Source organism: Streptomyces sp. NPDC004667, from assembly GCF_040609475.1.
Taxonomy (GTDB): domain Bacteria; phylum Actinomycetota; class Actinomycetes; order Streptomycetales; family Streptomycetaceae; genus Streptomyces.
In genome coordinates, this window is the sequence record NZ_JBEXKC010000075.1 from 1 (window position 1) to 21,709 (window position 21,709).

The 21,709-nt window shown below is 73.8% G+C and carries 24 protein-coding genes; 13 read left to right on the plus strand and 11 right to left on the minus strand.

Going from position 1 to position 21,709, the window contains the following annotated elements:
- Positions 1 to 69: 69 nt before the first annotated feature.
- Both ABZW32_RS30915 and ABZW32_RS30920 read right to left on the minus strand, forming a co-directional pair.
- Complete coding sequence (locus ABZW32_RS30915; protein ID WP_356222169.1) at positions 70 to 393, minus strand: hypothetical protein; 324 nt, start codon at positions 391 to 393, stop codon at positions 70 to 72.
- Complete coding sequence (locus ABZW32_RS30920; protein ID WP_356222172.1) at positions 390 to 1,091, minus strand: DUF6232 family protein; 702 nt, start codon at positions 1,089 to 1,091, stop codon at positions 390 to 392. The genes ABZW32_RS30915 and ABZW32_RS30920 overlap by 4 nt, the downstream gene beginning before the upstream one ends.
- Before the next feature lie 138 nt (positions 1,092 to 1,229).
- Between ABZW32_RS30920 and ABZW32_RS30925 the strand changes: the two genes are divergently transcribed.
- Both ABZW32_RS30925 and ABZW32_RS30930 read left to right on the plus strand, forming a co-directional pair.
- A complete protein-coding gene (locus ABZW32_RS30925) occupies positions 1,230 to 1,994 on the plus strand; it encodes a PIG-L deacetylase family protein (protein ID WP_356222175.1) in 765 nt (254 codons plus the stop codon).
- 31 nt (positions 1,995 to 2,025) lie between these two features.
- A complete protein-coding gene (locus tag ABZW32_RS30930) occupies positions 2,026 to 2,886 on the plus strand; it encodes an enoyl-CoA hydratase/isomerase family protein (RefSeq protein ID WP_356222177.1) in 861 nt (286 codons plus the stop codon).
- Here ABZW32_RS30930 and ABZW32_RS30935 read toward each other — a convergent pair.
- Genes ABZW32_RS30935 through ABZW32_RS30945 form a run of 3 tightly spaced genes read right to left on the minus strand, consistent with a single transcriptional unit; the run spans position 2,873 to position 5,802 of the window.
- A complete protein-coding gene (locus ABZW32_RS30935; RefSeq protein ID WP_356222179.1) occupies positions 2,873 to 3,673 on the minus strand; it encodes a hypothetical protein in 801 nt (266 codons plus the stop codon). The two genes, ABZW32_RS30930 and ABZW32_RS30935, sit on opposite strands and share 14 nt — an antisense overlap.
- Before the next feature lie 46 nt (positions 3,674 to 3,719).
- The gene (locus tag ABZW32_RS30940) at positions 3,720 to 4,619 is read right to left on the minus strand and encodes an SDR family oxidoreductase (protein WP_356222181.1); all 900 of its coding nucleotides are present in this window, start codon (positions 4,617 to 4,619) and stop codon (positions 3,720 to 3,722) included.
- Positions 4,620 to 4,668: 49 nt separating this feature from the next.
- Complete coding sequence (locus ABZW32_RS30945) at positions 4,669 to 5,802, minus strand: hypothetical protein (RefSeq protein WP_356222184.1); 1,134 nt, start codon at positions 5,800 to 5,802, stop codon at positions 4,669 to 4,671.
- Between the two features lie 301 nt (positions 5,803 to 6,103).
- On the opposite strand from ABZW32_RS30945, the gene ABZW32_RS30950 reads away from it, so the two are divergent.
- From ABZW32_RS30950 to ABZW32_RS30960, 3 genes are read left to right on the plus strand one after another with little or no spacing between them, the layout of a single operon-like run.
- Complete coding sequence (locus ABZW32_RS30950; protein ID WP_356222186.1) at positions 6,104 to 7,114, plus strand: NADPH:quinone oxidoreductase family protein; 1,011 nt, start codon at positions 6,104 to 6,106, stop codon at positions 7,112 to 7,114.
- Positions 7,111 to 8,301 carry an acyl-CoA dehydrogenase family protein gene (locus ABZW32_RS30955; RefSeq protein ID WP_356222189.1) on the plus strand — a complete coding sequence of 397 codons (1,191 nt, stop codon included), beginning with the start codon at positions 7,111 to 7,113 and terminating at the stop codon, positions 8,299 to 8,301. Before ABZW32_RS30950 ends, ABZW32_RS30955 begins: the two co-directional genes overlap by 4 nt.
- Positions 8,298 to 9,416 carry an acyl-CoA dehydrogenase family protein gene (locus tag ABZW32_RS30960; protein WP_356222192.1) on the plus strand — a complete coding sequence of 373 codons (1,119 nt, stop codon included), beginning with the start codon at positions 8,298 to 8,300 and terminating at the stop codon, positions 9,414 to 9,416. The genes ABZW32_RS30955 and ABZW32_RS30960 overlap by 4 nt, the downstream gene beginning before the upstream one ends.
- 52 nt (positions 9,417 to 9,468) lie before the next feature.
- On the opposite strand, the gene ABZW32_RS30965 is transcribed toward ABZW32_RS30960, so the two are convergent.
- Positions 9,469 to 10,281, minus strand: coding sequence for a hypothetical protein (locus tag ABZW32_RS30965; protein WP_356222193.1), 813 nt, complete (start codon positions 10,279 to 10,281; stop codon positions 9,469 to 9,471).
- An 11-nt stretch (positions 10,282 to 10,292) separates the two neighbouring features.
- On the minus strand, positions 10,293 to 10,496 hold the full coding sequence (locus ABZW32_RS30970; RefSeq protein WP_356222196.1) for a hypothetical protein: 204 nt from the start codon (positions 10,494 to 10,496) through the stop codon (positions 10,293 to 10,295).
- Between the two features lie 206 nt (positions 10,497 to 10,702).
- On the opposite strand from ABZW32_RS30970, the gene ABZW32_RS30975 reads away from it, so the two are divergent.
- From ABZW32_RS30975 to ABZW32_RS30985, 3 genes are read left to right on the plus strand one after another with little or no spacing between them, the layout of a single operon-like run.
- Complete coding sequence (locus ABZW32_RS30975) at positions 10,703 to 11,245, plus strand: GNAT family N-acetyltransferase (RefSeq protein WP_356222198.1); 543 nt, start codon at positions 10,703 to 10,705, stop codon at positions 11,243 to 11,245.
- A gap of 59 nt (positions 11,246 to 11,304) precedes the next feature.
- Positions 11,305 to 11,673 carry a tyrosinase family oxidase copper chaperone gene (locus tag ABZW32_RS30980; protein ID WP_356222201.1) on the plus strand — a complete coding sequence of 123 codons (369 nt, stop codon included), beginning with the start codon at positions 11,305 to 11,307 and terminating at the stop codon, positions 11,671 to 11,673.
- Positions 11,674 to 11,698: 25 nt separating this feature from the next.
- A complete protein-coding gene (locus ABZW32_RS30985) occupies positions 11,699 to 12,562 on the plus strand; it encodes a tyrosinase family protein (protein ID WP_356222203.1) in 864 nt (287 codons plus the stop codon).
- 120 nt (positions 12,563 to 12,682) lie between these two features.
- On the opposite strand, the gene ABZW32_RS30990 is transcribed toward ABZW32_RS30985, so the two are convergent.
- Complete coding sequence (locus tag ABZW32_RS30990) at positions 12,683 to 12,970, minus strand: chaplin (RefSeq protein WP_356222206.1); 288 nt, start codon at positions 12,968 to 12,970, stop codon at positions 12,683 to 12,685.
- 95 nt (positions 12,971 to 13,065) lie between these two features.
- On the minus strand, positions 13,066 to 13,401 hold the full coding sequence (locus ABZW32_RS30995) for a hypothetical protein (protein ID WP_356222209.1): 336 nt from the start codon (positions 13,399 to 13,401) through the stop codon (positions 13,066 to 13,068).
- Positions 13,402 to 13,518: 117 nt separating this feature from the next.
- Between ABZW32_RS30995 and ABZW32_RS31000 the strand changes: the two genes are divergently transcribed.
- Positions 13,519 to 14,973, plus strand: coding sequence for a carboxylesterase family protein (locus ABZW32_RS31000; RefSeq protein WP_356222211.1), 1,455 nt, complete (start codon positions 13,519 to 13,521; stop codon positions 14,971 to 14,973).
- Here ABZW32_RS31000 and ABZW32_RS31005 read toward each other — a convergent pair.
- Positions 14,951 to 16,393 (minus strand): alpha/beta hydrolase-fold protein, encoded by a 1,443-nt coding sequence (locus ABZW32_RS31005; protein ID WP_356222214.1) that lies wholly within the window; start codon positions 16,391 to 16,393, stop codon positions 14,951 to 14,953. The genes ABZW32_RS31000 and ABZW32_RS31005 overlap by 23 nt on opposite strands.
- Before the next feature lie 263 nt (positions 16,394 to 16,656).
- Between ABZW32_RS31005 and ABZW32_RS31010 the strand changes: the two genes are divergently transcribed.
- The 3 genes from ABZW32_RS31010 to ABZW32_RS31020 all read left to right on the plus strand — a co-directional run bounded on the left by ABZW32_RS31010 (position 16,657) and on the right by ABZW32_RS31020 (position 19,936).
- The gene (locus tag ABZW32_RS31010; RefSeq protein ID WP_356222217.1) at positions 16,657 to 17,538 is read left to right on the plus strand and encodes an alkaline phosphatase family protein; all 882 of its coding nucleotides are present in this window, start codon (positions 16,657 to 16,659) and stop codon (positions 17,536 to 17,538) included.
- A gap of 2 nt (positions 17,539 to 17,540) precedes the next feature.
- Positions 17,541 to 18,803, plus strand: a complete 1,263-nt coding sequence (locus ABZW32_RS31015) for an MFS transporter (RefSeq protein ID WP_356222220.1) — start codon at positions 17,541 to 17,543, stop codon at positions 18,801 to 18,803.
- A gap of 104 nt (positions 18,804 to 18,907) precedes the next feature.
- Positions 18,908 to 19,936: a hypothetical protein gene (locus ABZW32_RS31020; protein ID WP_356222254.1), complete on the plus strand. Its 1,029-nt coding sequence runs from the start codon at positions 18,908 to 18,910 to the stop codon at positions 19,934 to 19,936.
- A gap of 35 nt (positions 19,937 to 19,971) precedes the next feature.
- Here the strand turns inward: ABZW32_RS31020 and ABZW32_RS31025 are convergent, their stop codons facing one another.
- Entirely contained in the window at positions 19,972 to 20,658 is a 687-nt protein-coding gene (locus ABZW32_RS31025; RefSeq protein WP_356222222.1) for a GNAT family protein, read from the minus strand.
- A 140-nt stretch (positions 20,659 to 20,798) separates the two neighbouring features.
- On the opposite strand from ABZW32_RS31025, the gene ABZW32_RS31030 reads away from it, so the two are divergent.
- Complete coding sequence (locus ABZW32_RS31030; RefSeq protein WP_356222225.1) at positions 20,799 to 21,605, plus strand: alpha/beta hydrolase; 807 nt, start codon at positions 20,799 to 20,801, stop codon at positions 21,603 to 21,605.
- Positions 21,606 to 21,709: the final 104 nt, after the last annotated feature.

Consider the following 21,709-nt stretch of genomic DNA (forward strand, 5'->3'; position numbering starts at 1 on the left):
GCGCCGGGGGGGGGTGCCGGGCCGGGGGGGGCCCCCGGGGGCGGCTCCCCCGCCGGGGGTTCCTCCCCGTCAGGCGCCGAGCAGCGCGAGGAGCGCGCGGACGGCTTCGAGCACGGGCGTCCCGATCGCCCCGACGGTGGCGGCGATGCCGGCCACCGCCATCAGCGCCCGGTGCCGTTCCGCGGGAGGAACGGCGGCGTCGGCCGTGATGGCCGGGAGGGCGGAGTCGATGCACCGCGCGGACTCGGCGGGCACCTGCGCGCGCAGCTCCGCCAGCAGCGCGAGGAGTTCGCGCACGGCCTGCTCCGCGGACGGGGCCGCGGGCGCCGCGTGCTGGTGGACGATGCCCTTGTTGCCCTGCCCGCCGTACATGTTCACGGTGTCGCCGCTCATCCGTGGGTCACCCCCGAGTTTCCCCGGCCGCCGTACATGTTCACGGTGTCGCCGAAGTAGTAGTGGCTGGGATTGCTGATCGTCAGGCGCTCCACCCGCACGCGCAGTTCCGTGTCCGGGTTCTCGATCGCGTACGCGATCTGGTGCACGAGCCCGTTGAGGTGGTCGGGACGGCCGGTGACCAGGGCGGTCGACTGCCCGTTGGACTCGACGGCCAGGACGAAGTGGGAGGCCGCCGTCAGCACGGCCATCATGTCAGCGAAGTAGTACAGCAGGCCGATCCCGGCGGCGATCCAGACGAACTGGATGGTGCCGTCGAAGGTGCTGTCGGCGCTGCTGGCCAGGAAGCCCGCGATCTTCCCGAACACGGAGAAGCCGAGCGCCGCGAGGAGGGTGAGCGCCGTCCGACGCGCGAAGGTGACGACGGATTCCTTGCGCCGGGGCTTGAGGACGAAGGTGTAGACCCGGGCGACGTTCTGCAGCGGGTAGACCGCCCCGCCCACCCACAACAGCCGCTTGGTGACGGTGAGGTCGAGCGAGGAGGGCAGCCCGGCATGGCCGGCCTGCGGCTGCCCCGGCTGCCCCGGCTGCCCCGGCGGGCCCTGCGGCACCGGCGGTGCGCCGGGCCGCGCCCGCGCCGACGGCGGTGGCGGCAACGGCGGTGGCTGCTCGGGTGGCGGTGGCCCGTTCGTTTCCATACATCCCCCTGAGACGGAACCGGGTCGGAGCGGAGCCCCATTAACGACCTGTCATGCCCCTGCCGCAAGGCGAATTCCGGCCCCGTGGCCCGCCCGGGCGGCGCCACGACGCGCCCGGGACGGCCTAGGGTGCGGAGCATGAGCGAACGAGCCGATCAGCAGGCGCCCTTGCAGCCGATGCCCACCGACTGGCAGCGTGCCCTCGCGGTGGTCGCCCACCCCGACGACCTGGAGTACGGCTGCGCCGCGGCCATCGCCGACTGGACGGACGGCGGCCGCGAGGTCGTCTACGTCCTGGCCACGCGCGGGGAGGCGGGCATCGACACCGTCGCCCCGGACGAGTGCGCCCCGCTGCGCGAGGCCGAACAGCGTGCGAGCGCGGCCGTCGTCGGGGTTTCCACGGTGGAGTTCCTCGGCCACCGCGACGGGGTCGTCGAGTACGGCCTCGGTCTGCGCCGGGACATCGCGGCGGCCATCCGGCGGCACCGCCCCGAGCTGGTGATCACCCTCAACCACCGGGACACCTGGGGCGGCCCCGGCGGCGGTGGCTCCTGGAACACCCCCGACCACAGGGCCGTCGGCCGGGCGACCCTGGACGCCGCCGGCGACGCGGGGAACCGCTGGATCTTCCCGGAGCTGATCTCCGAGCGGGGACTGGAACCCTGGGACGGAGTGCGGTGGGTCGCGGTGGCCGGTACCGCGACGCCGACCCACGCGGCCGACGCCACCCCCGGACTGGAGCGCTCCGTCAGGTCCCTGATGGAGCACAAGGCGTACATCGAGGTGCTGACCGACCAGGACCCGGAGGAGTACGTGCGGACCTTCCTGACCGGCAACGCCGAAGGGGTCGCGGACCGCTTCGGCGGCCGTCCGGCGGTGGCGTTCGAGGTCTTCCCCCGCTGACGCACCCTGCCCTAACCTGACGGTCCATCAGGTGAGGCGGGGGGTGCGGGCCACGGTGATCGACACCGTCTCCACGGAGACCGGCGAGGGTGCGGAGCGGCGGGTCCGGCTGGACGTCGAGGACGGCATCGCCCTCCTCACCCTCTGCCGCCCGGACAGGCTCAACGGCTGGAGCTGGGAGTCCACCCGCCAGCTGGGCCTGCTCGCCGACCGGATCCGCTTCGACCCGTCCGTGCGCGCGGTCCTGCTGCGCGCGGAGGGCCGCGCCTTCTGCGCCGGCATCGACGTCACCGCACCCGGAGGGGCGATCACCGGGGAGTCGCCCGCCGAACGGACCCGCAACTACTACGAGGGCATCCGCTGGGTCCACGAGCGCTTCGCGGTGCTCGCCCGCCTCCCGCAGCCGGTCATCGCCGCCGTGCAGGGATACTGCCTCGGCTTCGGCTTCGAGCTGGCCCTCATGGCGGACGTCCGGGTCGCCGCGGACGACGCCGTCTTCGCCCTGCCCGAGGCCGGGCTCGGGGTGGCGGTGGACGCCGGGGGCGACCTGCGGATCGCCCGGGAGGCGGGTGCGGGCTGGGCGAAGTTCCTCGCCCTGACGGGCCGCCGGATCGACGCGGCGACGGCCGAACGCCTCCACCTGGTCCAGCTGGTGGTCCCGCCCGACGCGCTGGAGGACACCTCCCGCGCGCTGGCCGCCGAGATCGCGGCCAACGCCCCGCTCGCCGTCCAGGGCATCAAGCGGGGGATCGACGCCTACGCCGACGCCGCCCTGCCCGCCGCCCTCGACCGGGTCGCCATGACCGCCGCCCTCACCCTCACCTCCGAGGACTGCCGGGAGGGGTACGGGGCCGGGGCCGCCCGCAGGCCCCCGCACTTCAGGGGAGCGTGAGCACCGGCCGGACCGAGAAGCTCTCCCAGGCGTACTCCCCGTCCGGGCCGTAGGCGAACTCCGCCATGTCCGCGTTGCGGTGGGCCGTGGCCAGCGGGAGCCAGCCGAGCAGGTTCCCGTAGCCCCCGCAGACGGCCGTGCCGCCGTCCCCGCCGTGGACGGCCCCGCGGTCGGTGCTCAGCTCCGCCGCGTAACTGTCGTGGGCGATGCGCAGCCCGAAGGCGTTCGGCTCGTGCCGGATCCCGCCGGCTCCGTACGGGGCCTCGTCGAGCGGGCACTCGTCGCCCCAGCGGAAGAGGGTGCGGGCGCCCGCCCCGCAGGCGTGCTCCCACTCGTCGGCGCCGGGCAGCCGCAGCCCGCGGGCCGCCAGCGAGGCCTCGATCCCGTCCGCGGGCTCCGGCGCCGGCTCGGCCTCCACCGCCATCCACACCGTGGGCAGCTCCACGGTCCGCGGCGGACTCAGCTCCGCGACGAGGTGGGTCAACAGGTCGGGCGCGCCGAAGCCGTAGCCCTCGGCGAGGCTCTCCGCGAAGTCGGCCTCCTGGGCGGGCGTCGGTGACCAGGCGCCGGGATCGAAGCCGAGGCGTACCCGCCCGCCCGGCACGAGCGCGAAGTCCCGGCCCCCGCGTTCGATCCGTACGCGGTGCAGGGGAGCGCCGAGGTGCTCGACGGTCTCGACCAGCAGGACGCGGCCGTCCACCCGCGCGGCGGCCTCCCCGGCGAAACGCCGGGCTTCGGCGAGGTCGAGCGAACGCCATCGTTCGAAGGTCAGGTCGGCGAGCATCATGACCGCATCCTGACACCGCCCACTGACAGCGGCCGACGGGCCCCGGTCAGGGGCTGAAGGGCGCGCGTCCCAGTTGCTCGCGCACCGGGACCACCCCGGGCTGGACCAGGGCCCGCCGCTGCCAGTTGGCCCCGTCGACGACCAGGGTGTGGCCGGTGACGAAGCGGGCGTAGGGGGAGGCCAGGAAGGTGGCGGCCCAGCCCAGTTCGCGGGGCGCGCCCACGCGCAGCGCGGGCTGCCGGTCGTTCCTGTCGCCGGGCGCGGCGCGCTCCAGGCCGCCCCGGATGTCCGCGCTCATGTCGGGGTGCGGGACCAGCCCGGGCACGAGGCCGTTGACCTGGATCCCGTACGGCCCCCATTCCACGGCCAGCGTCTCCACCAGGTTCTTCACCCCGGCCTTCGCGGCGGCGCTGTGCGCGAACCCCGGGCCGCCCGTCCAGGCGTAGGAGGCGCCGATGTTCACGATGGAGCCCGGGGTGCCGGCCGCGAGGTGGCGGCGGGCGAACTCCCGGGTCGTGAACCAGGTTCCGGTCAGGGTGGTGTCCACCACGGCCCGCCAGGCGTTGGGGGAGAGGTCCTCGGCCGGGCAGGGGAAGTTGGCGGCCGCGTTGTTGACCAGGACGTCCGGCGGTCCGAGCGCCGCCTCGGCCGCGTCGAAGACCTCCGCGACCCGTTCGGGGTCGCGGACGTCGCAGACGGCGGCCGCCACCCGGCCCGCGCCGGGGACGGCCGCCAGTTCCGCGCGCGCCGCTTCGAGCCGCTCCGCGCGGCGGCCGGCGATCACCAGGCCGGCGCCGAGCCGCGCGAACTCGGCGGCGATGGCCTTGCCCAGACCGGTGCCGCCGCCGGTCACGAGGACCACCTGTCCCGCGAAGGTTCCGGGGGGCAGGGCGGCGGCACCGAGGGGCGGTGGCGCGGGCAGGCCGCGCCGAGCGTTGTCCGTCATGGGGCATCGATAGCGCGCGGGCGCTCAGATCGCCATGCCCGTGACGGGCCTACGGCTTCGGCAGGTACGCCTGCTTGGTGGCGCAGGTCCAGATCACCGGCTTCAGCTTGCCCTTCGCGTTCACGGCGGCCCCGCCGACCCGGCCGTCGTCGGAGACCGACTCGGCCATGCTGGCCTTGTCCGCGGCGAGTCGGGGCAGGGCCAGCAGCGGGCCCGAGCCCGGCCAGAGCTGCGCCTGGTCGGCCTGGGTCGGCTCGTCGGGGTGGAACTTGGCGGTGCCGACGCTGACGTTCGTCGTGGGGCTGATCGCCTCGAAGGTGCCGTACGGGAACGGGTTCAGCACGCCGGGGGAGGTGCCGGGCGCGGTGTACGGGGGCGTCCAGGTCCACGGCTTGTACGCGTAGCCGGGCCCGTACCAGTCGTAGCCGACGACGCGGCCGCTCTCGTCGAGGTCCTGGACGAAGCTCTCCTGGTACTTGCCGCCACCGCTGGGGGCGAGGGCGACGGCCGGGCCGCCGCCGGCGGGCCAGAGCACCGGGGTGACGTCCCAGTGCTGGTTGTCGCCGTCGTCGGTGTAGTCCACCTTGGCCGTGCCGAGGATGTCGCCCCTGTTGTTGATGCCCGTGACCAGGTCGACGCGGGTGTGCGGGTCGGAGTCCGCCGGCGGCGCGAGCTCGCGGACCTTCTGGCCGTCCTTCCAGACGAGGCCCACGCCCGCCCGGTTGCGCGAGACGACGTACCCGGCGTCGTTGACGTCGGCCTCGCCGTACGGGTCGTCGCTCCCGGGCAGCGCGGTGATCGCCGCGTCGCCCGCCCGGTAGGTGAACACGTACCCGCCGCCGGAGAAGATCCGGCCGACCATCAGGCCGTCCTTGTTCACGGCGAGCAGCTCGCCGCTCAGGCCCGCCGCGGGCAGCGGGACCTTGTGGAGGGTGGTCCCGGTCCAGTAGACGGGCAGGCCGCCGGAGACGCCGACGGACAGGTTGCCCTTGCCGAGGTCGTTGACCCCCTCGGCCTGCCGGTTGCCCGGGCTGTGGAGGGACGACCCGATCGAGCCCAGTACCTGGATCCTGGGCGTGCAGGCGGTGGCGGCCGAGGCGGGGCCGGCGGCGGAGACGATCGAGGCGAGGACGATCGCGGCGGCGGCCGCGGAGGCGCCCCGTCTCATGGGTGTGCTGTTCATCGGATTCCCCCTGTGGTGTGCGGTGGCGGCGCGGCCGTGCGCGCGGAGCGGTGCCCGCTCCGGGCGCACGTGATCCCCCATTGCGTCCATTGCGTCATATGCCGTGTGAAACCGGCGTGTTGATGTTATCTCCAGACACATGAGTTAACCCGTCGTTCGTGTGTCTGATTTTCGGAAGCGGCCGCACCGGTCACCGGTGGCACCTGACGGGGGCACGGGCCGGCCAAGGGTTCCCAAGGATGCAAGCGACCGCTTAGTATGCCGCCGAGCGTGGTTCCTCGACGGCGGCTGGAGGCCCCGGATGCAGGCATGGCGAGTACACACGACCGGCGAACCCCGCGAGGCCATGCGTCTCGAAGAGGTGCCCGAACCCGTGCCCGGCGAGGGCGAGGTGCGGCTCAGGGTGCTCGCGGCGAACGTCAACTTCCCCGACGCGCTCCTCATCCGCGGCCAGTACCAGATCAAGCCGCCCCTGCCCTTCACCCCGGGCGTCGAGATCTGCGGGGAGACCGATGACGGCCGCCGCGTCATCGCCAATCCGAGCCTGCCCCACGGCGGGTTCGCCGAGTACGTGACCGCCCCCGCGCGCGCCCTCCTGCCCGCCCCCGACACCCTCGACGACGCCGAGGCCGCCGCCCTGCACATCGGCTACCAGACCGGCTGGTTCGGCCTGCACCGCCGCGCCCGTCTGCGGCGCGGGGAGACCCTGCTCGTGCACGCCGCGGCGGGCGGCGTCGGCAGTGCCGCCGTCCAGCTCGGCAAGGCCGCCGGAGCCACCGTCATCGGGGTCGTCGGGGGGAAGGCCAAGGCGCGCACCGCCGAGGAACTCGGCTGCGACCTGGTCATCGACCGCACCACCGAGGACCTGGTCGCCCGCGTCAAGGAGTTCACCGCCGGACGCGGGGCCGACGTCGTCTACGACCCGGTCGGCGGCGACGCCTATACCGCCTCCACCAAGTGCGTGGCCTTCGAGGGCCGGATCGTGGTCGTCGGCTTCGCCGGCGGCACCGTCCCCGCGCCCGCCCTCAACCACGCCCTGGTGAAGAACTACGCCATCCTCGGCCTGCACTGGGGCCTGTACGCCGCCAAGGACCCCGCCGCCGTCCTCGCCTGCCATGCCGAACTCACCCGCCTGGCCGCCGAGGGCCTCGTCAAACCGCTGGTCAGCGAACGCCTCCCGCTCGCGGCGGCGGCCGACGCCGTCCAGCGCCTCGCCGACGGCACCACCACCGGCCGGCTGGTCGTCCTACCTTCACCGGCCTCCCCGCCCTCCCCGGCCGACGCGCCCGCCCCGGACGGAGCCCACCGATGACGCCCACCGCCGAGGAACTCGCCGCCCGCACCCGGGCCCTGCTCGCCGCGCACCCGCCCGCCACCACCGCCCGCCCCGACTTCCTGGGCGCCCGCTTCGACGCCGGACTCGCCTGGGTGCACTACCCCGAAGGCCTCGGCGGCCTCGGCGCGCCCCGCTCCCTGCAGGCCGTCGTCGACGCCGAACTGGAGGCCGCCGGGGCCCCCGACAACGACCCGCGCCGCATCGGCATCGGCCTCGGCATGGCGGCCCCCACGATCCTCGCCTACGGGACCGAGGAGCAGAAGCGGCGCTTCCTGCGCCCCCTGTGGCTGGGGGAGGAGGTCTGGTGCCAGCTCTTCAGCGAACCGGGCGCGGGCTCCGACCTCGCCGCCCTCGGTACCCGCGCCGTCCTCGACGACGGCACCGGCGAGTGGGTCGTCGACGGCCAGAAGGTGTGGACCTCCAGCGCCCACACCGCCCGCTGGGCCATCCTCATCGCCCGCACCGACCCCACCCTGCCCAAACACCAGGGCATCACCTACTTCCTCTGCGACATGCACGCCCCCGGGGTGGAGGTCCGTCCCCTGCGTCAGATCACCGGCGAGGCCGAGTTCAACGAGGTCTTCCTCACCGGAGTCCGGATCCCCGACGCGCACCGCCTGGGAGCCGTCGGCCAGGGCTGGGCCGTCGCCCGCACCACCCTGATGAACGAACGCGTCTCCATCGGCGGCATGCGCATCCCCCGCGAGGGCGGCATGATCGGCCCCGTCGCCGCGGTCTGGCGCGAACGCCCCGCGCTGCGCACCCACGCCCTGCACCAGCGGCTGCTCGGCCTGTGGGTCGAGGCCGAAGTGGCCCGTCTCACCGGGGAGCGGCTGCGCCAGCAACTCGTCGCCGGCCAGCCCGGCCCCGAGGGCAGCGGCATGAAGCTCACCTTCGCCCGCCTCAACCAGGAGATCAGCGGCCTGGAGGTGGAACTCCTCGGCGAGGAGGGACTCCTCTACGAGGACTGGACCCTGCGCCGCCCCGAGACCGTCGACTTCACCGGCCGCGACGCCGGCTACCGCTACCTGCGCGCCAAGGGCAACAGCATCGAGGGCGGCACCAGCGAAATCCTCCTCAACATCGTCGCCGAACGCGTCCTCGGTCTGCCCGCCGAACCGCGCGACGACAAGGACATCGCCTGGAAGGACCTCGCCCGATGACCGCCCCCCGCGCCTCCCTCGACCTGCTCTACTCCGACACCGAGGAGGAACTCCGCTCCGCCGTACGGGCGTTGCTCGCCGACCACTGCGCTCCCGCGACCGTGCTGGCCCGTGCGGAGAGCGGTCGTCCGCACGACCCCGCTCTGTGGCGCACGCTCGCCTCCGGCATCGGCGCCGCCGGGCTGCTCGTCCCCGAGAAGCTCGGGGGAGCGGGCGCGAGCCACCGCGAGGCCGCCGTGGTCCTGGAGGAGCTGGGCCGGGCCGTCGCCCCCGTCCCGTACCTGACCGGCTGCGTCCTGGCCACCGAGATCCTGCTCGGGTGCGACACCCCCGAGGCCGCCGACCTGCTGCGCGAACTCGCGGCCGGACGGCAGGTCTGCGTCCCCGCCCTCCCCCTCACCCAGGCCCCCGGCGCCCCCCTGCCCCGGCCGCTGCGCGACACCGGCGGGGGCGCGCTGACCGGCACCGTCACCTCGGTCGCCGACGCGACGGCGGCCGACGTCCTGCTGGTCCTGGCCGACACCGGGCTGTACGCCGTGCCCGCGGCCGCGACCCGGCTGACCCCGGCCGTCCCGCTGGACCTCACCCGGCCGCTCGCCACCGTCACCCTCGACGGGACCACCGGCACCCGCCTCGCGGACCCCGCGACCGCGCGGGCCGCCGTCGCCGGAGCGCTGCTGTCCGGCGCCGGACTGCTGGCCTCCGAACAGCTCGGCCTGGCCGAGTGGTGCCTCACCGAGACCGTCGCGCACGTGCGGGGCCGCCACCAGTTCAACCGCCCCGTCGGCTCCTTCCAGGCCCTCAAGCACCGCCTCGCCCGGCTCTGGCTCGACGTGGCCTCCGCCCGCGCGGCGGCCCGCGCCGCCGCCGACGCCCTCGCGACGTCGTCGCCCGACGCGCCGCTCACCGTCGCGGTCGCCCAGGCGTACTGTTCGGGGGTCGCGGTCCGGGCCGCCGAGGAGTGCGTCCAGCTGCACGGCGGCATCGGCATGACCTGGGAACACCCCGCCCACCTCTACCTCAAGCGGGCCAAGGCCGACTCCCTCGCCCTGGGTACCACGGGCCACCACCTGGGCCTCGTGGCGGATTTCGCGGAACTCCCCGCGCCGGCCTGAAGCCGCGGCAGGCCGGTGGACCCGGCCGACCGGCATCCGGCCGGCCGGGGCGTCAGGACCGCGCCGGACGGCGCCTGCGGTAGAGCGTGACGCGGTCCGCGTGGCCCAGCCAGCGGACCGTCGGCCGGCAGACGGCCTCGACGGTCCAGTGGCGGCGCAGCTCCGCGAAGAAGGCGGCGTCGGCGCACATCCCGCCGGGGCCCTCGCCGACGTACAGGAACAGCTCCCCGCGGTAGGCGCGCAGGGCCCGTACGGCCATCTGGTCCGCGGGAGGGGGCCACACCAGCAGCAGCGTGCGCCCGGGGTGGCGGCGCACGGCGTCGGCCGCCGCGAGCGTTTCGACCTCGGCGTACCGGAAGCCGTGGGTGAAGCCGTTCCCCTCGACGGGATGCAGGTCGGTGGCCACGACACCGACCCCGGCGAGGGACAACTGCCGTGCCCAGTAGCCGGATCCGGCGCCCACCTCCACCAGGGGTGCGCCGCCGGTGACGGTCCCGATCCACTCCACGGCCGAGGTGGTGCACACCGCCCAGCTGTAGAGACCCGCGAGGTCCTGCCGGCGCAGCATCAGCGGGGACGCAGGGCGGTCGCCCGGCAGGTGGTCGAAGACCTCGACCACCGGGCCGGCGGGTCCGGGCGCGCTGAGCGCCGGGTACCACAGCAGCGGCACCATCTGCGGGTTCCGGTCGGCGAGCAGCACGTCCCGCTCGGGGAGCAGCTCGGCGAGGGACCGGAACGGGTGCCCCCAGCCCGGGAGCATCACCGTCGGCGTGGCCTCCCACATCGCCTGCAACCGGGTGGAGAGCTCGACCAGCCTCTCCACCACGGTCGGGCCGGCCGCCGGGGCGGCCAGTGGATCGTTCATGCGGGCGGCCGCTACGACAGGTACCCGTGCTGCACCGTGGCCAGGGTGTCCTCGGCCGGGGTGGCGGGAGTGGACGACATCGCCATGTGCGCGACGACGCTGATGCCGTCCCGGTCGGAGGGGGCGGCCGGGCTCGCGGAACCGGCGGTGGCCGCTCCGGTGAGCGCGGCGACGGCGGCCGCGACGACGGCGGCGTTACGGGTGGTCGGATTCATGTGTGGTCCCCCAGAAGTCTCACGTGGATCAATAAATGATCTTCATCAATCAGCTTACACAGCACGTGACTTGGCGATACGGGTACCCCGGCACCCCGGTCCGTCCGCCGGCTCGCCCGCAGGTTCGCCGTCGGCGGCCGTCCCGTCGGGGGCCCGCACCCGGCCCCGCCCGCACCGCGCCGCGGGCCGATTCCTATCCTCGCCCCATGACGGCCACCCTCACCCGCCTCACCGCGCCCGCACTGCGCGCCCACCGCGACGAACTCGCCGCCCTCCTGCGCGACGTCGTCGCGGACGGGGCCTCCCTCGGCTTCCTCACCGGCCTCGGCCACGAGGAGGCCGCCGCCTGGTGGGACTCCCTGCTGCCCACCGTCGAGGAGGGCACCCTCGCCCTCTGGATCTCCCGGGGCCCCGACGGCCGGCTCGACGGCACCGTCGGCTGGTACCGGGAGACCAAGCCGAACGGCCGCCACCGCGCCGAACTGCGCAAGCTGATGGTCCACCCGTCCGCCCGGGGCCGCGGCACCGCGCGTGCCCTGCTCGCCGAGGCCGAGCACCAGGCCGCCGTCGCCGGGATCGTCCTGCTGTTCCTCGACACGGAGACCGGCACCCCGGCCGAACGGGTCTACCGCGCGGCCGGCTGGACCGAGGCCGGCACCATCCCCGACTACGCCACCGACCCGGCCGGGCGGCTGCGCCCCACGACCCTCTACTACAAGCACCCCGAGCGGGCGGCCGAGCGGAGGTGACCTCGCCCGCCACGCCGCGTTAGACCCCGTAGCGCGGAACGCCGAGCGAGGGAGACCGTATGTACGCAGCAGCAGCAGCCCGACCGAGCCGCCGCACGGTCCTGCGTACGGCCTTCACCGCGGCCGTGCTCGCCGGCACGGCCGCGGTCCTGGCCCCCGTCCTCGGGGCCCGGCGCCCGCGCCAGACGCTCACCCCGGCGCCGCTCACCGAGGAGACGTACCGCGGCCGCCACATCAGCGTCGACCTCGCGGGGGCCGCGGTGCGCATCGACGGCCGCCCCCTGCACGTCATGCGGCGTGCCGACGGGAGTTACCTCAGCGGGGTCAACCACTTCGAGTCCTTCGCGACCCCGCTGGAGCTGGCCCGCGCCGCCGTCGACGAACTCGGCACCAACCAGCTGGCCCTCGCGGCCCCGCACCACGGCTGACGGACATCCCGGGAGGAGCCCCGCCTTGTACACGCGGCAGAACCAGAAGGACCTGACCGGCGCCCAGAAGAAGCGGTTCACGGCGGCCGTACTGGAGCTCAAGCGCAACGGCACGTACGACGCGTTCGTGCGGACCCACGACCGGTACTTCGTGCCCGACCGGGACCGCAAACTGCGCGTCGGGCACATGTCCCCGTCCTTCTTCCCCTGGCACCGGCGCTACCTGCTGGAGTTCGAGAAGGAGCTGCGGGCCCTCGACCCGGGGGTGTCCGTCCCGTACTGGGACTGGACCACCGACACCAGCCCCGTCTCCTCCCTGTGGGCCGAAGACTTTCTCGGCGGCACCGGCCGCGAGGGCGACCGGCAGGTGATGACCGGCCCCTTCGCCTACGAACGCGGCAACTGGACGATCACCGTGGGGATCACCGAGGCCCGGTTCCTCACCCGCAACCTCGGCCGTCCCGGCAACCCGATCTCCCTGCCCACCCCGGCCGAACTCCAGTGGGCGCTCGACGACCCCCTCTACGACAGCTCGCCCTGGGACTCCACCGCCGCCGGCGGCGGCTTCCGCAACAAACTGGAGGGCTGGGCGGCGCCCAAGAGCGAGCGCTGGCGCAACCACAACAAGGTCCACCAGTGGATCGGCGGCCACATGACGGGCGGCACGGCCCCCAACGACCCCGCCTTCTGGCTGCACCACGCCTTCGTGGACCTGCTGTGGGACCGCTGGCAGCAGCGGCACCCCGACTCCGGCTACCTGCCGGCCGCCCCCCTCGCCCCGGGCGACCTCCAGCGGGGCCGGGTGATCGCCCTCGACGAGCCGATGCCGCCGTGGGACGTCAGCCCGCGCGAGATGTACGGACACCAGGGCCTCTACCGCTACGCGTGAGCTCCCCACCCCAGGGCCCGCTCTCCCTCGCGGGCCCGGGGGCCGGGACACGGCGACGGGGGCACGGGGAAGGGCCCCCGCCGTCCGGCAGGGGCCCTTCTCGCCAGGTCGGGCCGGTGGTCAGCCGCCGTAGCCGCCCTGGGTGTGGTGGTCGCCGTGCTCGCCGCCCGACGCGTTGATGCAGGTGTTGCCGAAGGCCGGGTTCAGCAGGCCGATCACGTTCACGGTGTTGCCGCAGACGTTGACCGGGACGTGGACCGGAACCTGGACGAGGTTGCCCGACAGGACACCGGGGGAGCCGACCGCCGCACCGTGCGCTCCGGCATCGGCAGCCGCCAGACCCGCACCGGCGGCCAGGGCGCTACCGGCAGCAGCGGTGATGACGAATGCCTTCGCGATACGCGACATCAAGATCTCCTCGTGAGATGTGGGGCGCCGCAGGGGTTGCGGCGTTTGACATGGCATACAACGCGGCGAGGGCCGAGGGGTCACGGTCCGTGGGCCTACCCGGTGACCGAGAACCGCACGGACGCGAAGTACTGCCGCACCTGGGTGACCGTTCCCGGCCGCAGGATCGCCACGGCCGGCCCCGCGCAGCGCGGTTCGCGGTAGAGGGTCGCGGTGGCCGGGGTCCGGTTGGTGACGGCCCGGGTGCCGCCGCCCTCCGCCTCGACGCAGCCCTTCGGGGAGGCCACGCCGTGGACCCGGTCGTCCTGGCCGACGTACTGGAAGTCGGGCCCGGCGGCCAGGGCGGGGCCGACGGCCCCCGAGAGGCCGGCCGCGGCCAGCAGCAGGGCGGACAGGACGCGTGGTGCGCGGGGGTTCCGAACGGTTCGCATACCGGTCCAACCAGGACGGCCCCGGCCCGGGTCACGCCTTGTCACCCCCGGCACGCCTGTGCGACCGTGCCCGGAGCGCGGGTGGGGACCGACCGGCGAGGACCGAGGAGAGCACGGATGAGCACGGCGAGCGGCGGCGGACGGCCCCGGGCGGGTACCGCACACGGCACGGTGGAGGGCCGGTGGGGCCCCGGCGGGACCGCCGTCTTCCGGGGCGTCCCCTACGCGGCCCCGCCCGTCGGCCCGAGCGCCTTCGCGGCCCCCGCACCCCCGCGGGCCTGGGACGGCGTGCGCGACGCGGGGGAGTTCGGCCCCACCGCCCCCAAGGTGCCCTACCCCGGGACCTTCGCCGCCCTGCTGCCCGACCCGGAGATCCCCGGCGAGGACTGCCTCACCGTCAACGTGTGGACCCCCGACCCGGCGCCCGCGGCCCGGCTGCCCGTCATGGTGTGGCTGCACGGCGGCGCCCACACCCGGGGCTCCTCCGCCGTCCCCGTCTACGACGGCTCCGCCTTCGCCCGCGACGGGGTGGTGCTCGTCTCGGTCAACTTCCGCCTCGGCGTGCTCGGTTACGGGCTCTTTCCCGACGCCCCCGCCAACCGCGGCCTCCTCGATCAGATCGCCGCCCTCGAATGGGTCCGGGACAACATCGCGGCCTTCGGCGGCGACCCCGGCCGCGTCACCGTCTTCGGGGAATCCGCCGGCGCGATCAGCGTGGGCGCCCTGCTCGCGGCCCCCCGCGCCGAGGGCCTGTTCGCGCGGGCCGTCCTGCAGAGCGGAGCCCCCGAGGCGCTGCCGCGCGAGAAGGTGCGCGCCATGGTCCGCCGGATGGCCTCGCTGCTCAAGGTGCCCGCCACGGCGGCCGCCTTCGCGGCGGCCGGGCTGCCGGCCCTGCTCACCGCCCAGGAGGCCGTCCTGCGGCGCTCCTCCCCGGTGCTCGGCGGCCCCGCCTTCGGTCTGGTCACCGACCCCGCCACGCTGCCCGGCGACCCGCTGGAGGCGGCCGTCGCCTCCGAGGTGCCGTTGCTGCTGGGCTGGACCTCCCAGGAACACCGGCTCTGGCTCGCGCCGACCGGCGCGATGCGGCTGCTGGACCGGCTGGGCCCGCTGGCGGTGGCGCTGGGCCGGCTCCGCAGCGGCAAGGACCGGGCCGCCGTACGGGCGCTGCGCGCCGCCCTGCCCGGGGCCGGTCCGGCCGACCTGACCGGGCACCTGCTGACCGACCGGCTGCTGCGCGACCCGCTGCGGCGGATCGCGGGGGCCCGGCGGGCGGCGCCGAGTCACCTGTACGAGTTCGCCTGGCCCAGCGGCGTACCGGGCCTCGGGGCCTGCCACGCCCTGGAGCTGGGCTTCGTCTTCGACACCCTCGGCGTACCGGAGTCGTCCTGGCTGGCCGGGCCGGACGCCCCGCAGGCGCTCGCCGACGAGATGCACGCGGCGTGGGTGCGCTTCGCGGTGACCGGGGACCCAGGCTGGGAGCCCTGGAACGGCAACGGCCCGCCGAAGGTGTTCGGCGGGCCGGAGCCGGAGGCAGTGCGTGCGGAGGCTGTTACTCCACTGGTCCTTCCATGACCTTGCTGATGAACTCGATCGGTCCCTGCCCCATGTTGGGCACGTAGGTCTTGGCGTTGTGCTGGCCGCCCGGGATCACTCTCAGGCTGGTGTGGATCGGCCCCTTGGTATAGGTGGAGACGAACTTCTGCACGTCCGGGAGCGTTTTCTTGTTGCTCTCGTTGTCGCCGACCTGGAAGGCCAGGTAGACGTCCGGGCCCTTCTTGTCGATGAGCTGCTTGGCGAGCAGCTCCGGGTTGTTCTCGGCCTTCTCCTTCTCGTGGCCCGCCCACAGGGGGGAGTCCGGGACGATGTCCGGTCCGGAGCAGATCGCGGCCTTGAACTTCTCCGGGTACTTGAGCACGGCCTTGAGGCTGGAGAAGCCGCCGGTGGAGGAGCCCATGAAGGCCCAGCCGTCACGCGACTTGATCGTGCGGAAGTTCTCCCGCATCAGGTCCGGGACGTCGTCGGTCAGCCAGGTGCCCATCTTGGGCTGGCCGGGGATGTCGGAGCCGTCCCAGTAGATGGCCTTGGGTTCGTCCGGCTGCGGGTTGAGCACCGGCATCGCCAGGATGAAGGGCTTGCTCTTCCCCTCGGAGTACCACTGGCTGATGCTGGACTGGAGCTTGAGGTCGGTACCCATCCAGTAGTTCATCGGGTAGCCGGCGCCGCCGGGCAGGGCGATCATGACCGGGAAGCCGCTCTTGGCGAACTTGGGGTCGTTGTACTCCTTCGGAGCCCAGACCCACACCTTCCCCTTGAAGCCTGACTTCTTGCCGTCCAGCTCGGTGACCGCCACGTGGGTGCCGTCCGACAGGGTCGACGCGTTCTTGAACTGGGCCGTCGGGTTCGTGGGCATCGACATCTTCGAGTTGGGCGCCGCCTTGGCCGCCCCGCCCTTGTCGCCCGCGGGCTTGCCGAAGGAGACGGCCTCGCCCTTGTCGGTGAACGGCGGTATCTCGAAGTAGCTCATGGCGCCCGCGGCGATGCCCGCGAGGGCCAGGACCGAGACTCCGGCGATGATCCACTTCTTCGCCTTGGACTTCCGGCGCGGAGGCTCCTCCCCGTAGGGGGGCTCGTACCGGTCGTACTGGTCGTACTGCTGCTGCTGCTGGTGCTGCTGCTGGTACGGCGGCTGCTCGTAGCGGGGCTGCTGCATCGTGGGGGCCTCGAACCCCTGGTCCTGCTGCCCGTAACCGCTCTGGCCGTACGGGGCCCCGCCCTGCTGCGGCTGCCCGTACCCGGGCCGGCCGTAGGGCTGCTGGCCCTGCGGGGGGCGGCCCTGCGGGGGCTGACCGTAGGGAGGCTGGGAGCGGCCCTGGGGCGCGTACTGCGGCTGGCCCTGCTGTCGGCCCTGTTGCTGACCGTACGGGGGCTGCTGCGGGTACTGCCCGTCCGGCCGGTACGGCGGCTGGTACTGCCCGTCGGAATCGTGCGACATCTGCGGTGGTCTCCGGCTGTTGCTGCCCCGTTTGGGGTCGGACTGCTTCCGTTCGAATGATGAACGATAGTCCGTCCGGGTTCCTCATTTTTACTTCTCTTGAGATTTCCGGGGGGAGGCCGTTACCCGTCGCCTGGTGGGCCCGTGGTGTTCCCGTGCTGTTGGCCCACCGTCCCTGGCTCATGCACATGCCCCTGGGTATGGTGCGTCCGCGCCGCCGCCCCCAGACCCCCTCACGCCCGGAGGTACGTCCCGTGTTTGGCATGACCACTTCATGGTCTCGTCGTAAGGCCGCCCTGGCCACCGCCTTCGCCGTCACCGCCGCCGGCACCGCGCTCTGGGCGGGCATCGGAGCCGCACAGCCCGCCCACGCCGCGGCCCTGCCCGCCCCCGACCACGTCGTCGTGGTGGTGTTCGAGAACCACGCCTACAGCCAGGTCATCGGCAGCTCCAGTGCCCCGTACATCAACTCCTTGAAGACGGGCGGAGCGAACCTCACCAACTCCTTCGGCATCACCCACCCGAGCCAGCCCAACTACCTCCAGCTCTTCTCGGGCTCCAACCAGGGCGTCACTGGCGACAGCTGCTACACGCCGGGCTTCAGCTCCGCGCCCAACCTGGCCTCCGAGCTGATAGCCGCCGGCAAGAGCTGGGCCAGCTACAACGAGACCCTCCCCAGCCAGGGCTCCACCACCTGCTCCAGCGGCAACTACGCCCGCAAGCACAACCCCTGGTTCGCCTTCTCCAACGTGCCCACCAGCACGGCGAAGACCATGACGCAGTTCCCCACGGACTACACCACCCTGCCCAAGGTGTCCTTCGTCGTCCCGAACCTCTGCAGCGACATGCACGACTGCTCCGTCGGCACCGGCGACACCTGGCTCAAGAACAACCTCAAGGCCTACGCCGACTGGGCCAAGACCCACAACAGCCTCCTGGTCGTCACCTTCGACGAGGACAACCGGCTGGCCGGGAACAAGATCCCGACCGTGCTCTACGGCCAGCCCGTCACCCCCGGCTCCACGTCGAGCACCACGTACAACCACTACGACATGCTGCGGACGCTGGAGGACCTGGCCGGGCTGACCACCCACGCCGGGAACGCCGCCACCGCCACCGACATCACGGGGATCTGGACTTCCTGACCATGTACGTCGCGGACTCGCGCGCGAACAACGCGCCCGCCGTGCTCCCCGAGTCGCAGGCCGCCGCCCCGGGCACCCGCCCGGGGCGGCGCGCCGCCCTCGCCCCCACGGTGCTCGCCCTCGGCACGGTCAGCCTGATCACCGACGTCTCCTCCGAGATGGTCACGGCCGTGCTCCCGCTCTACCTCGTCGCCGGACTCGGGCTCTCCCCGCTCGGCTTCGGCCTGCTCGACGGCGTCTACAACGGCGTCAGCGCCCTGGTCCGGCTCACCGGAGGCCACCTCGGCGACCGCTTCGGCCGCCACAAGGCACTCGCCGGGATCGGCTACGGCCTCTCCGCCCTGTGCAAGCCCCTCCTGCTGCTCGCGCACACCCTGCCCGCGATCGGCGCCGTGCTCGCCCTCGACCGCACCGGCAAGGGCCTGCGCACCGCCCCGCGCGACGCCCTGATCTCGCTGGCCGCCGGCCCCGAGGACCGCGGCCGGGCCTTCGGCGTGCACCGGGCCATGGACACCGCAGGGGCGCTCATCGGCCCGATCCTCGCCTTCCTCATCCTGCGGGGCGCCGCCGGCGGCTACGACGCCGTCTTCACCGTCAGTGCCTGCGTCGCCGCCCTGGGCGTCCTGGTCCTGGTGCTGTTCGTGCCGGGCCGCCGCGCCGTGCCCGCCCCCGGCGACGGGCCCGTCTCCCTGCGGGCCTCCCTCGGCCTGCTGCGCCGCCGCGACCTGCGCCGGATCAGCCTCGGCGCCCTGCTGCTGGGCCTGTGCACCGTCAGCGACGCCTTCGTCTTCCTGCTCCTCCAGCGCGCCACCGGAATCGCCGACCGCTGGTTCGCCCTGCTCCCGCTCGGCACCGCGGCCGCCTTCTTCCTGCTGGCCCTGCCGCTCGGCAGGCTCGCCGACCGCGTCGGCCGCCGCCGCGTCTTCCTCGGCGGTCACCTCGCGCTGCTGCTCGTCTACGGCCTGCTCCTGGCCGGCGGCGGCCACCCGGCCCTGCCGTACGCGGTGCTCCTGCTGCACGGCGGCTTCTACGCGGCCACCGACGGCGTCCTCATGGCCGAGGCCGCCGGGGCCGTCCCCGAGGAGCACCGCGGCGGCGGGCTGGCCCTCGTCCAGACCGGCCAGGCCCTCGCCCGGTTCGCCGCCTCCCTCGGCTTCGGCGCCGCCTGGACCCTGTGGGGAGCCCGCCCCGCCCTGGCCGTGGCCGCGGTGCTGCTCGCCGTGGCCCTCGCCTGCTGCACCCGGCTCCGCCCCGCCGACGCCTGACCCCCCGCCGCTTTCCCCGAAAGGCCCCGATGACCGCCACGCCCCCCACGACCACGCCCACGACCACGACCACCGAGGCCCCGTCCCCGGCGAGCCCGTCCCCGATGACCCCGCGGCGCCGGACGCTGATCCTGGTGAGCGCTGTCGTCCTGCTCACGGTCGTGGGGGTGCTCGCCTTCGTCCGTGCCTCGTCGCGGGCCGACGAGAAGAACCACGCCCGGGCGGGCGGCCCGGCCGTCTCCCACGGCGAGGTCACCCTGGCCCCGGACGGCGACGGGCGGCGACTCGTCTTCCGCAACATGGCCTGGGGCCCCTTCCGCGACGAGCTCGCCACCGTCCCGGCGGACGCGCCCGAGGGCCCGCGCACCGCCTCCGGGGTGAAGTGCCTGCGCTTCCACTCCGCCGGGGGCACCGGGATCTGCCTCCAGGCACAAGCGGGCGCCGTGCAGGAGAGCTACCGGGCCGTGGTGCTCGACTCGCACCTCAAGGAGATCACCGACCGCCCCCTGGCGGGCATCCCGACCCGCGCCCGGGTCTCGCCCGGCGGCCACCTCGTCGCCTGGACCGTGTTCGTCGGCGGGGACTCGTACGCCGGTACGAACTTCTCCACCCGCACCTCACTGCTGGACCTGCGCACCGGGAAGTACGACGCCTCCCTGGAGGACTTCACGATCCGCAAGGACGGCGAGACCTACCGCAACGCCGACGTGAACTTCTGGGGGGTCACCTTCGCCGCCGACGAGAAGACCTTCTACGCGACGCTGGCCACAGGCGGACACACCTACCTGGTCCGGGGCGACCTGGCCGCCCGCACGGTGACCACCCTGCGGGAGAACCTCGAATGCCCCTCGCTGTCCCCGGACGGGACCCGGCTGGTGTTCAAGAAGCGGGTGCCCGGCCTGTCGGCCGACGCCCCCTGGCGCCTCTACCTCCTCGACCTGGCCTCGATGAAGGAGACCCCGCTCGCCGAGGAGCGCAGCGTGGACGACCAGGTGGTGTGGAGCGACGACCGGACCGTCGTCTACTCCCTGCCCGGCGACTTCGGCGCCGACCTGTACTCCCTGCCGGCGGACGGCGGCGGAGCCCCCGCCCGGCTGATGCCCTCGGCCCTCGCCCCGGCCTTCCTCGGCTGAGCCGCCGAGGAAGGCCGGGAGGGGTCGCAGGACCGTTACGCCGGGATCAGCGTCTTGCGCCGGCGCTTGCGGGGCTGGGCGGCGGACATCCGCAGCTCGATGAGGGCGCGGACCGTGGGCCACTCCTCGTCGAGCACGGAATAGAACGCCGTACTGCGCACCGCGCCGTCCAGCCCCCGCGAATGGGCCCGGCGGACCCCTTCGCAGGTGAAGCCGAGACGTTCCATGGCCGCCCGCGAGCGCCCGTTGCGGGCGTCCGCGCGCAGGGAGATGCGGCGCACGCCCCAGGTCTCGAAGGCGTGGCGGAGCATGAGCAGCTTGGCCTCGGTGTTGATCCCCGTGCCCTGGGCACTCGGCGACAGCCAGGTGTTGCCGATCTCGGCGGCATCGGGGATCGCGGTCGCCGGATCCCCGAAGGGGACCCCCGGCACCGCGGGCCACACCAGTGGGCCCTGCCAGTAGTCGAGTTCCAGGAACCGGGTCGAACCGACGACCCGCCCGTCAGTGGCTCTGACCACGGCGAACGCAAGCGATCGACCCGCTGCCTGATCTGAGAGGGCGCGGTCGATGTACTCGTGGGACGCCTGCAACCCGTGCGGCACGGGAGTGAAGGCGTAAGTCGTACGATCCTCGGCACCGGCCACGGCCAGGGCCTCGGTGTGGTGGGGGGCGAGGGGCTCAAGCCGCACGGAGCGGCCGACGAGGAGTACGGGTACGGGCACGGAGCCTTCGGTCCTTCTGGGCGGTGGGGTGGTTGCACAGTCTGCGCTCCTGACGTCACCCCCCGCGCAAAACGCGGGTGAAAGGCAACGGGCTGTCAGGTGAACGCGAGTGGCTCAATGTAGCCCCTTAAAGTCCTCTCATGAACCCCCAATTTGGCAATGGCGCGACATCGTTTTTCGATGACTTTGGTCCGCGCGGCGGAGAGCCCGTGATCCTGCTCCACGGACACCCGTTCAATCGCTCGATGTGGGTGCCCCAGGCGACGGCCCTGACGGCTGCGGGATACCGAGTTATCGCCCCTGACCTGCGAGGATACGGGGAGAGTCCGGCTCTGGAGGAAAAGACGACGCTCGCCCGCTTCGCCGATGACGCGGCCGCGCTGCTGGCGGATCTCGGAATCGAACAGGCGGTCGTCGGCGGAGTGTCCATGGGCGGGCAGATCGCTCTGGAGGTCAGGTTGCGCCACCCGGGTCTGGTACGGGCGCTCGTGCTCAGCGACACCTCCCCGGCGCCGGAGACGCCGGAGGGGGTGAAGTTCCGCAGGGAGCTCGCCGAGCGGCTCCTGGAGGAGGGCATGGCCCCGTACGCGGATGAGGTCATGGACAAGATGCTGGCCCCCTACAACCTCATCGCGCAGCCCGGGGCCGCCGCCCGGGTGAGCGCGATGATGCGCGCCACCGACCCCAGGGGGGCCGCCGCGGCCCTGCGCGGACGGGCGGAGCGGCCCGACTACCGGCCCGTGCTCGCGGAGCTGCCCGCGACCGTGCCCTGCCTGGTGCTGGTCGGCGCCGACGACGTGTACACCCCGGTCGCGGACGCCGAGGGCATGTGCGCCCTCGCCCCGCACGCCCGGCTCACCGTGATCGAGGGGGCGGGCCACCTGCCGGGCGTCGAGCGGCCGGAGGAGTTCAACCGGGCGCTGCTGGAGTTCCTCGCCGCCCTGTGACCGGCCGACCCCCCGCCGGCCGGGGGTCGGCGGCGGGCGGCGGGGCTACCCGGTGGCCCATCGAAACAGCCCCCCATTGGACCAGCCGAATGGGCCATTCCGCT

Coding starts and splice junctions, on each gene's coding strand:
- ABZW32_RS30915 (WP_356222169.1), bottom strand. CDS start 393: ATGAGCGGCGACACCGTGAACATGTACGGCGGGCAGGGCAACAAGGGC.
- ABZW32_RS30920 (WP_356222172.1), bottom strand. CDS start 1,091: ATGGAAACGAACGGGCCACCGCCACCCGAGCAGCCACCGCCGTTGCCG.
- ABZW32_RS30925 (WP_356222175.1), top strand. CDS start 1,230: ATGAGCGAACGAGCCGATCAGCAGGCGCCCTTGCAGCCGATGCCCACC.
- ABZW32_RS30935 (WP_356222179.1), bottom strand. CDS start 3,673: ATGATGCTCGCCGACCTGACCTTCGAACGATGGCGTTCGCTCGACCTC.
- ABZW32_RS30940 (WP_356222181.1), bottom strand. CDS start 4,619: ATGACGGACAACGCTCGGCGCGGCCTGCCCGCGCCACCGCCCCTCGGT.
- ABZW32_RS30945 (WP_356222184.1), bottom strand. CDS start 5,802: ATGAACAGCACACCCATGAGACGGGGCGCCTCCGCGGCCGCCGCCGCG.
- ABZW32_RS30950 (WP_356222186.1), top strand. CDS start 6,104: ATGCAGGCATGGCGAGTACACACGACCGGCGAACCCCGCGAGGCCATG.
- ABZW32_RS30955 (WP_356222189.1), top strand. CDS start 7,111: ATGACGCCCACCGCCGAGGAACTCGCCGCCCGCACCCGGGCCCTGCTC.
- ABZW32_RS30960 (WP_356222192.1), top strand. CDS start 8,298: ATGACCGCCCCCCGCGCCTCCCTCGACCTGCTCTACTCCGACACCGAG.
- ABZW32_RS30965 (WP_356222193.1), bottom strand. CDS start 10,281: ATGAACGATCCACTGGCCGCCCCGGCGGCCGGCCCGACCGTGGTGGAG.
- ABZW32_RS30970 (WP_356222196.1), bottom strand. CDS start 10,496: ATGAATCCGACCACCCGTAACGCCGCCGTCGTCGCGGCCGCCGTCGCC.
- ABZW32_RS30975 (WP_356222198.1), top strand. CDS start 10,703: ATGACGGCCACCCTCACCCGCCTCACCGCGCCCGCACTGCGCGCCCAC.
- ABZW32_RS30980 (WP_356222201.1), top strand. CDS start 11,305: ATGTACGCAGCAGCAGCAGCCCGACCGAGCCGCCGCACGGTCCTGCGT.
- ABZW32_RS30990 (WP_356222206.1), bottom strand. CDS start 12,970: ATGTCGCGTATCGCGAAGGCATTCGTCATCACCGCTGCTGCCGGTAGC.
- ABZW32_RS30995 (WP_356222209.1), bottom strand. CDS start 13,401: ATGCGAACCGTTCGGAACCCCCGCGCACCACGCGTCCTGTCCGCCCTG.
- ABZW32_RS31000 (WP_356222211.1), top strand. CDS start 13,519: ATGAGCACGGCGAGCGGCGGCGGACGGCCCCGGGCGGGTACCGCACAC.
- ABZW32_RS31005 (WP_356222214.1), bottom strand. CDS start 16,393: ATGTCGCACGATTCCGACGGGCAGTACCAGCCGCCGTACCGGCCGGAC.
- ABZW32_RS31010 (WP_356222217.1), top strand. CDS start 16,657: ATGACCACTTCATGGTCTCGTCGTAAGGCCGCCCTGGCCACCGCCTTC.
- ABZW32_RS31015 (WP_356222220.1), top strand. CDS start 17,541: ATGTACGTCGCGGACTCGCGCGCGAACAACGCGCCCGCCGTGCTCCCC.
- ABZW32_RS31020 (WP_356222254.1), top strand. CDS start 18,908: ATGACCCCGCGGCGCCGGACGCTGATCCTGGTGAGCGCTGTCGTCCTG.
- ABZW32_RS31030 (WP_356222225.1), top strand. CDS start 20,799: ATGAACCCCCAATTTGGCAATGGCGCGACATCGTTTTTCGATGACTTT.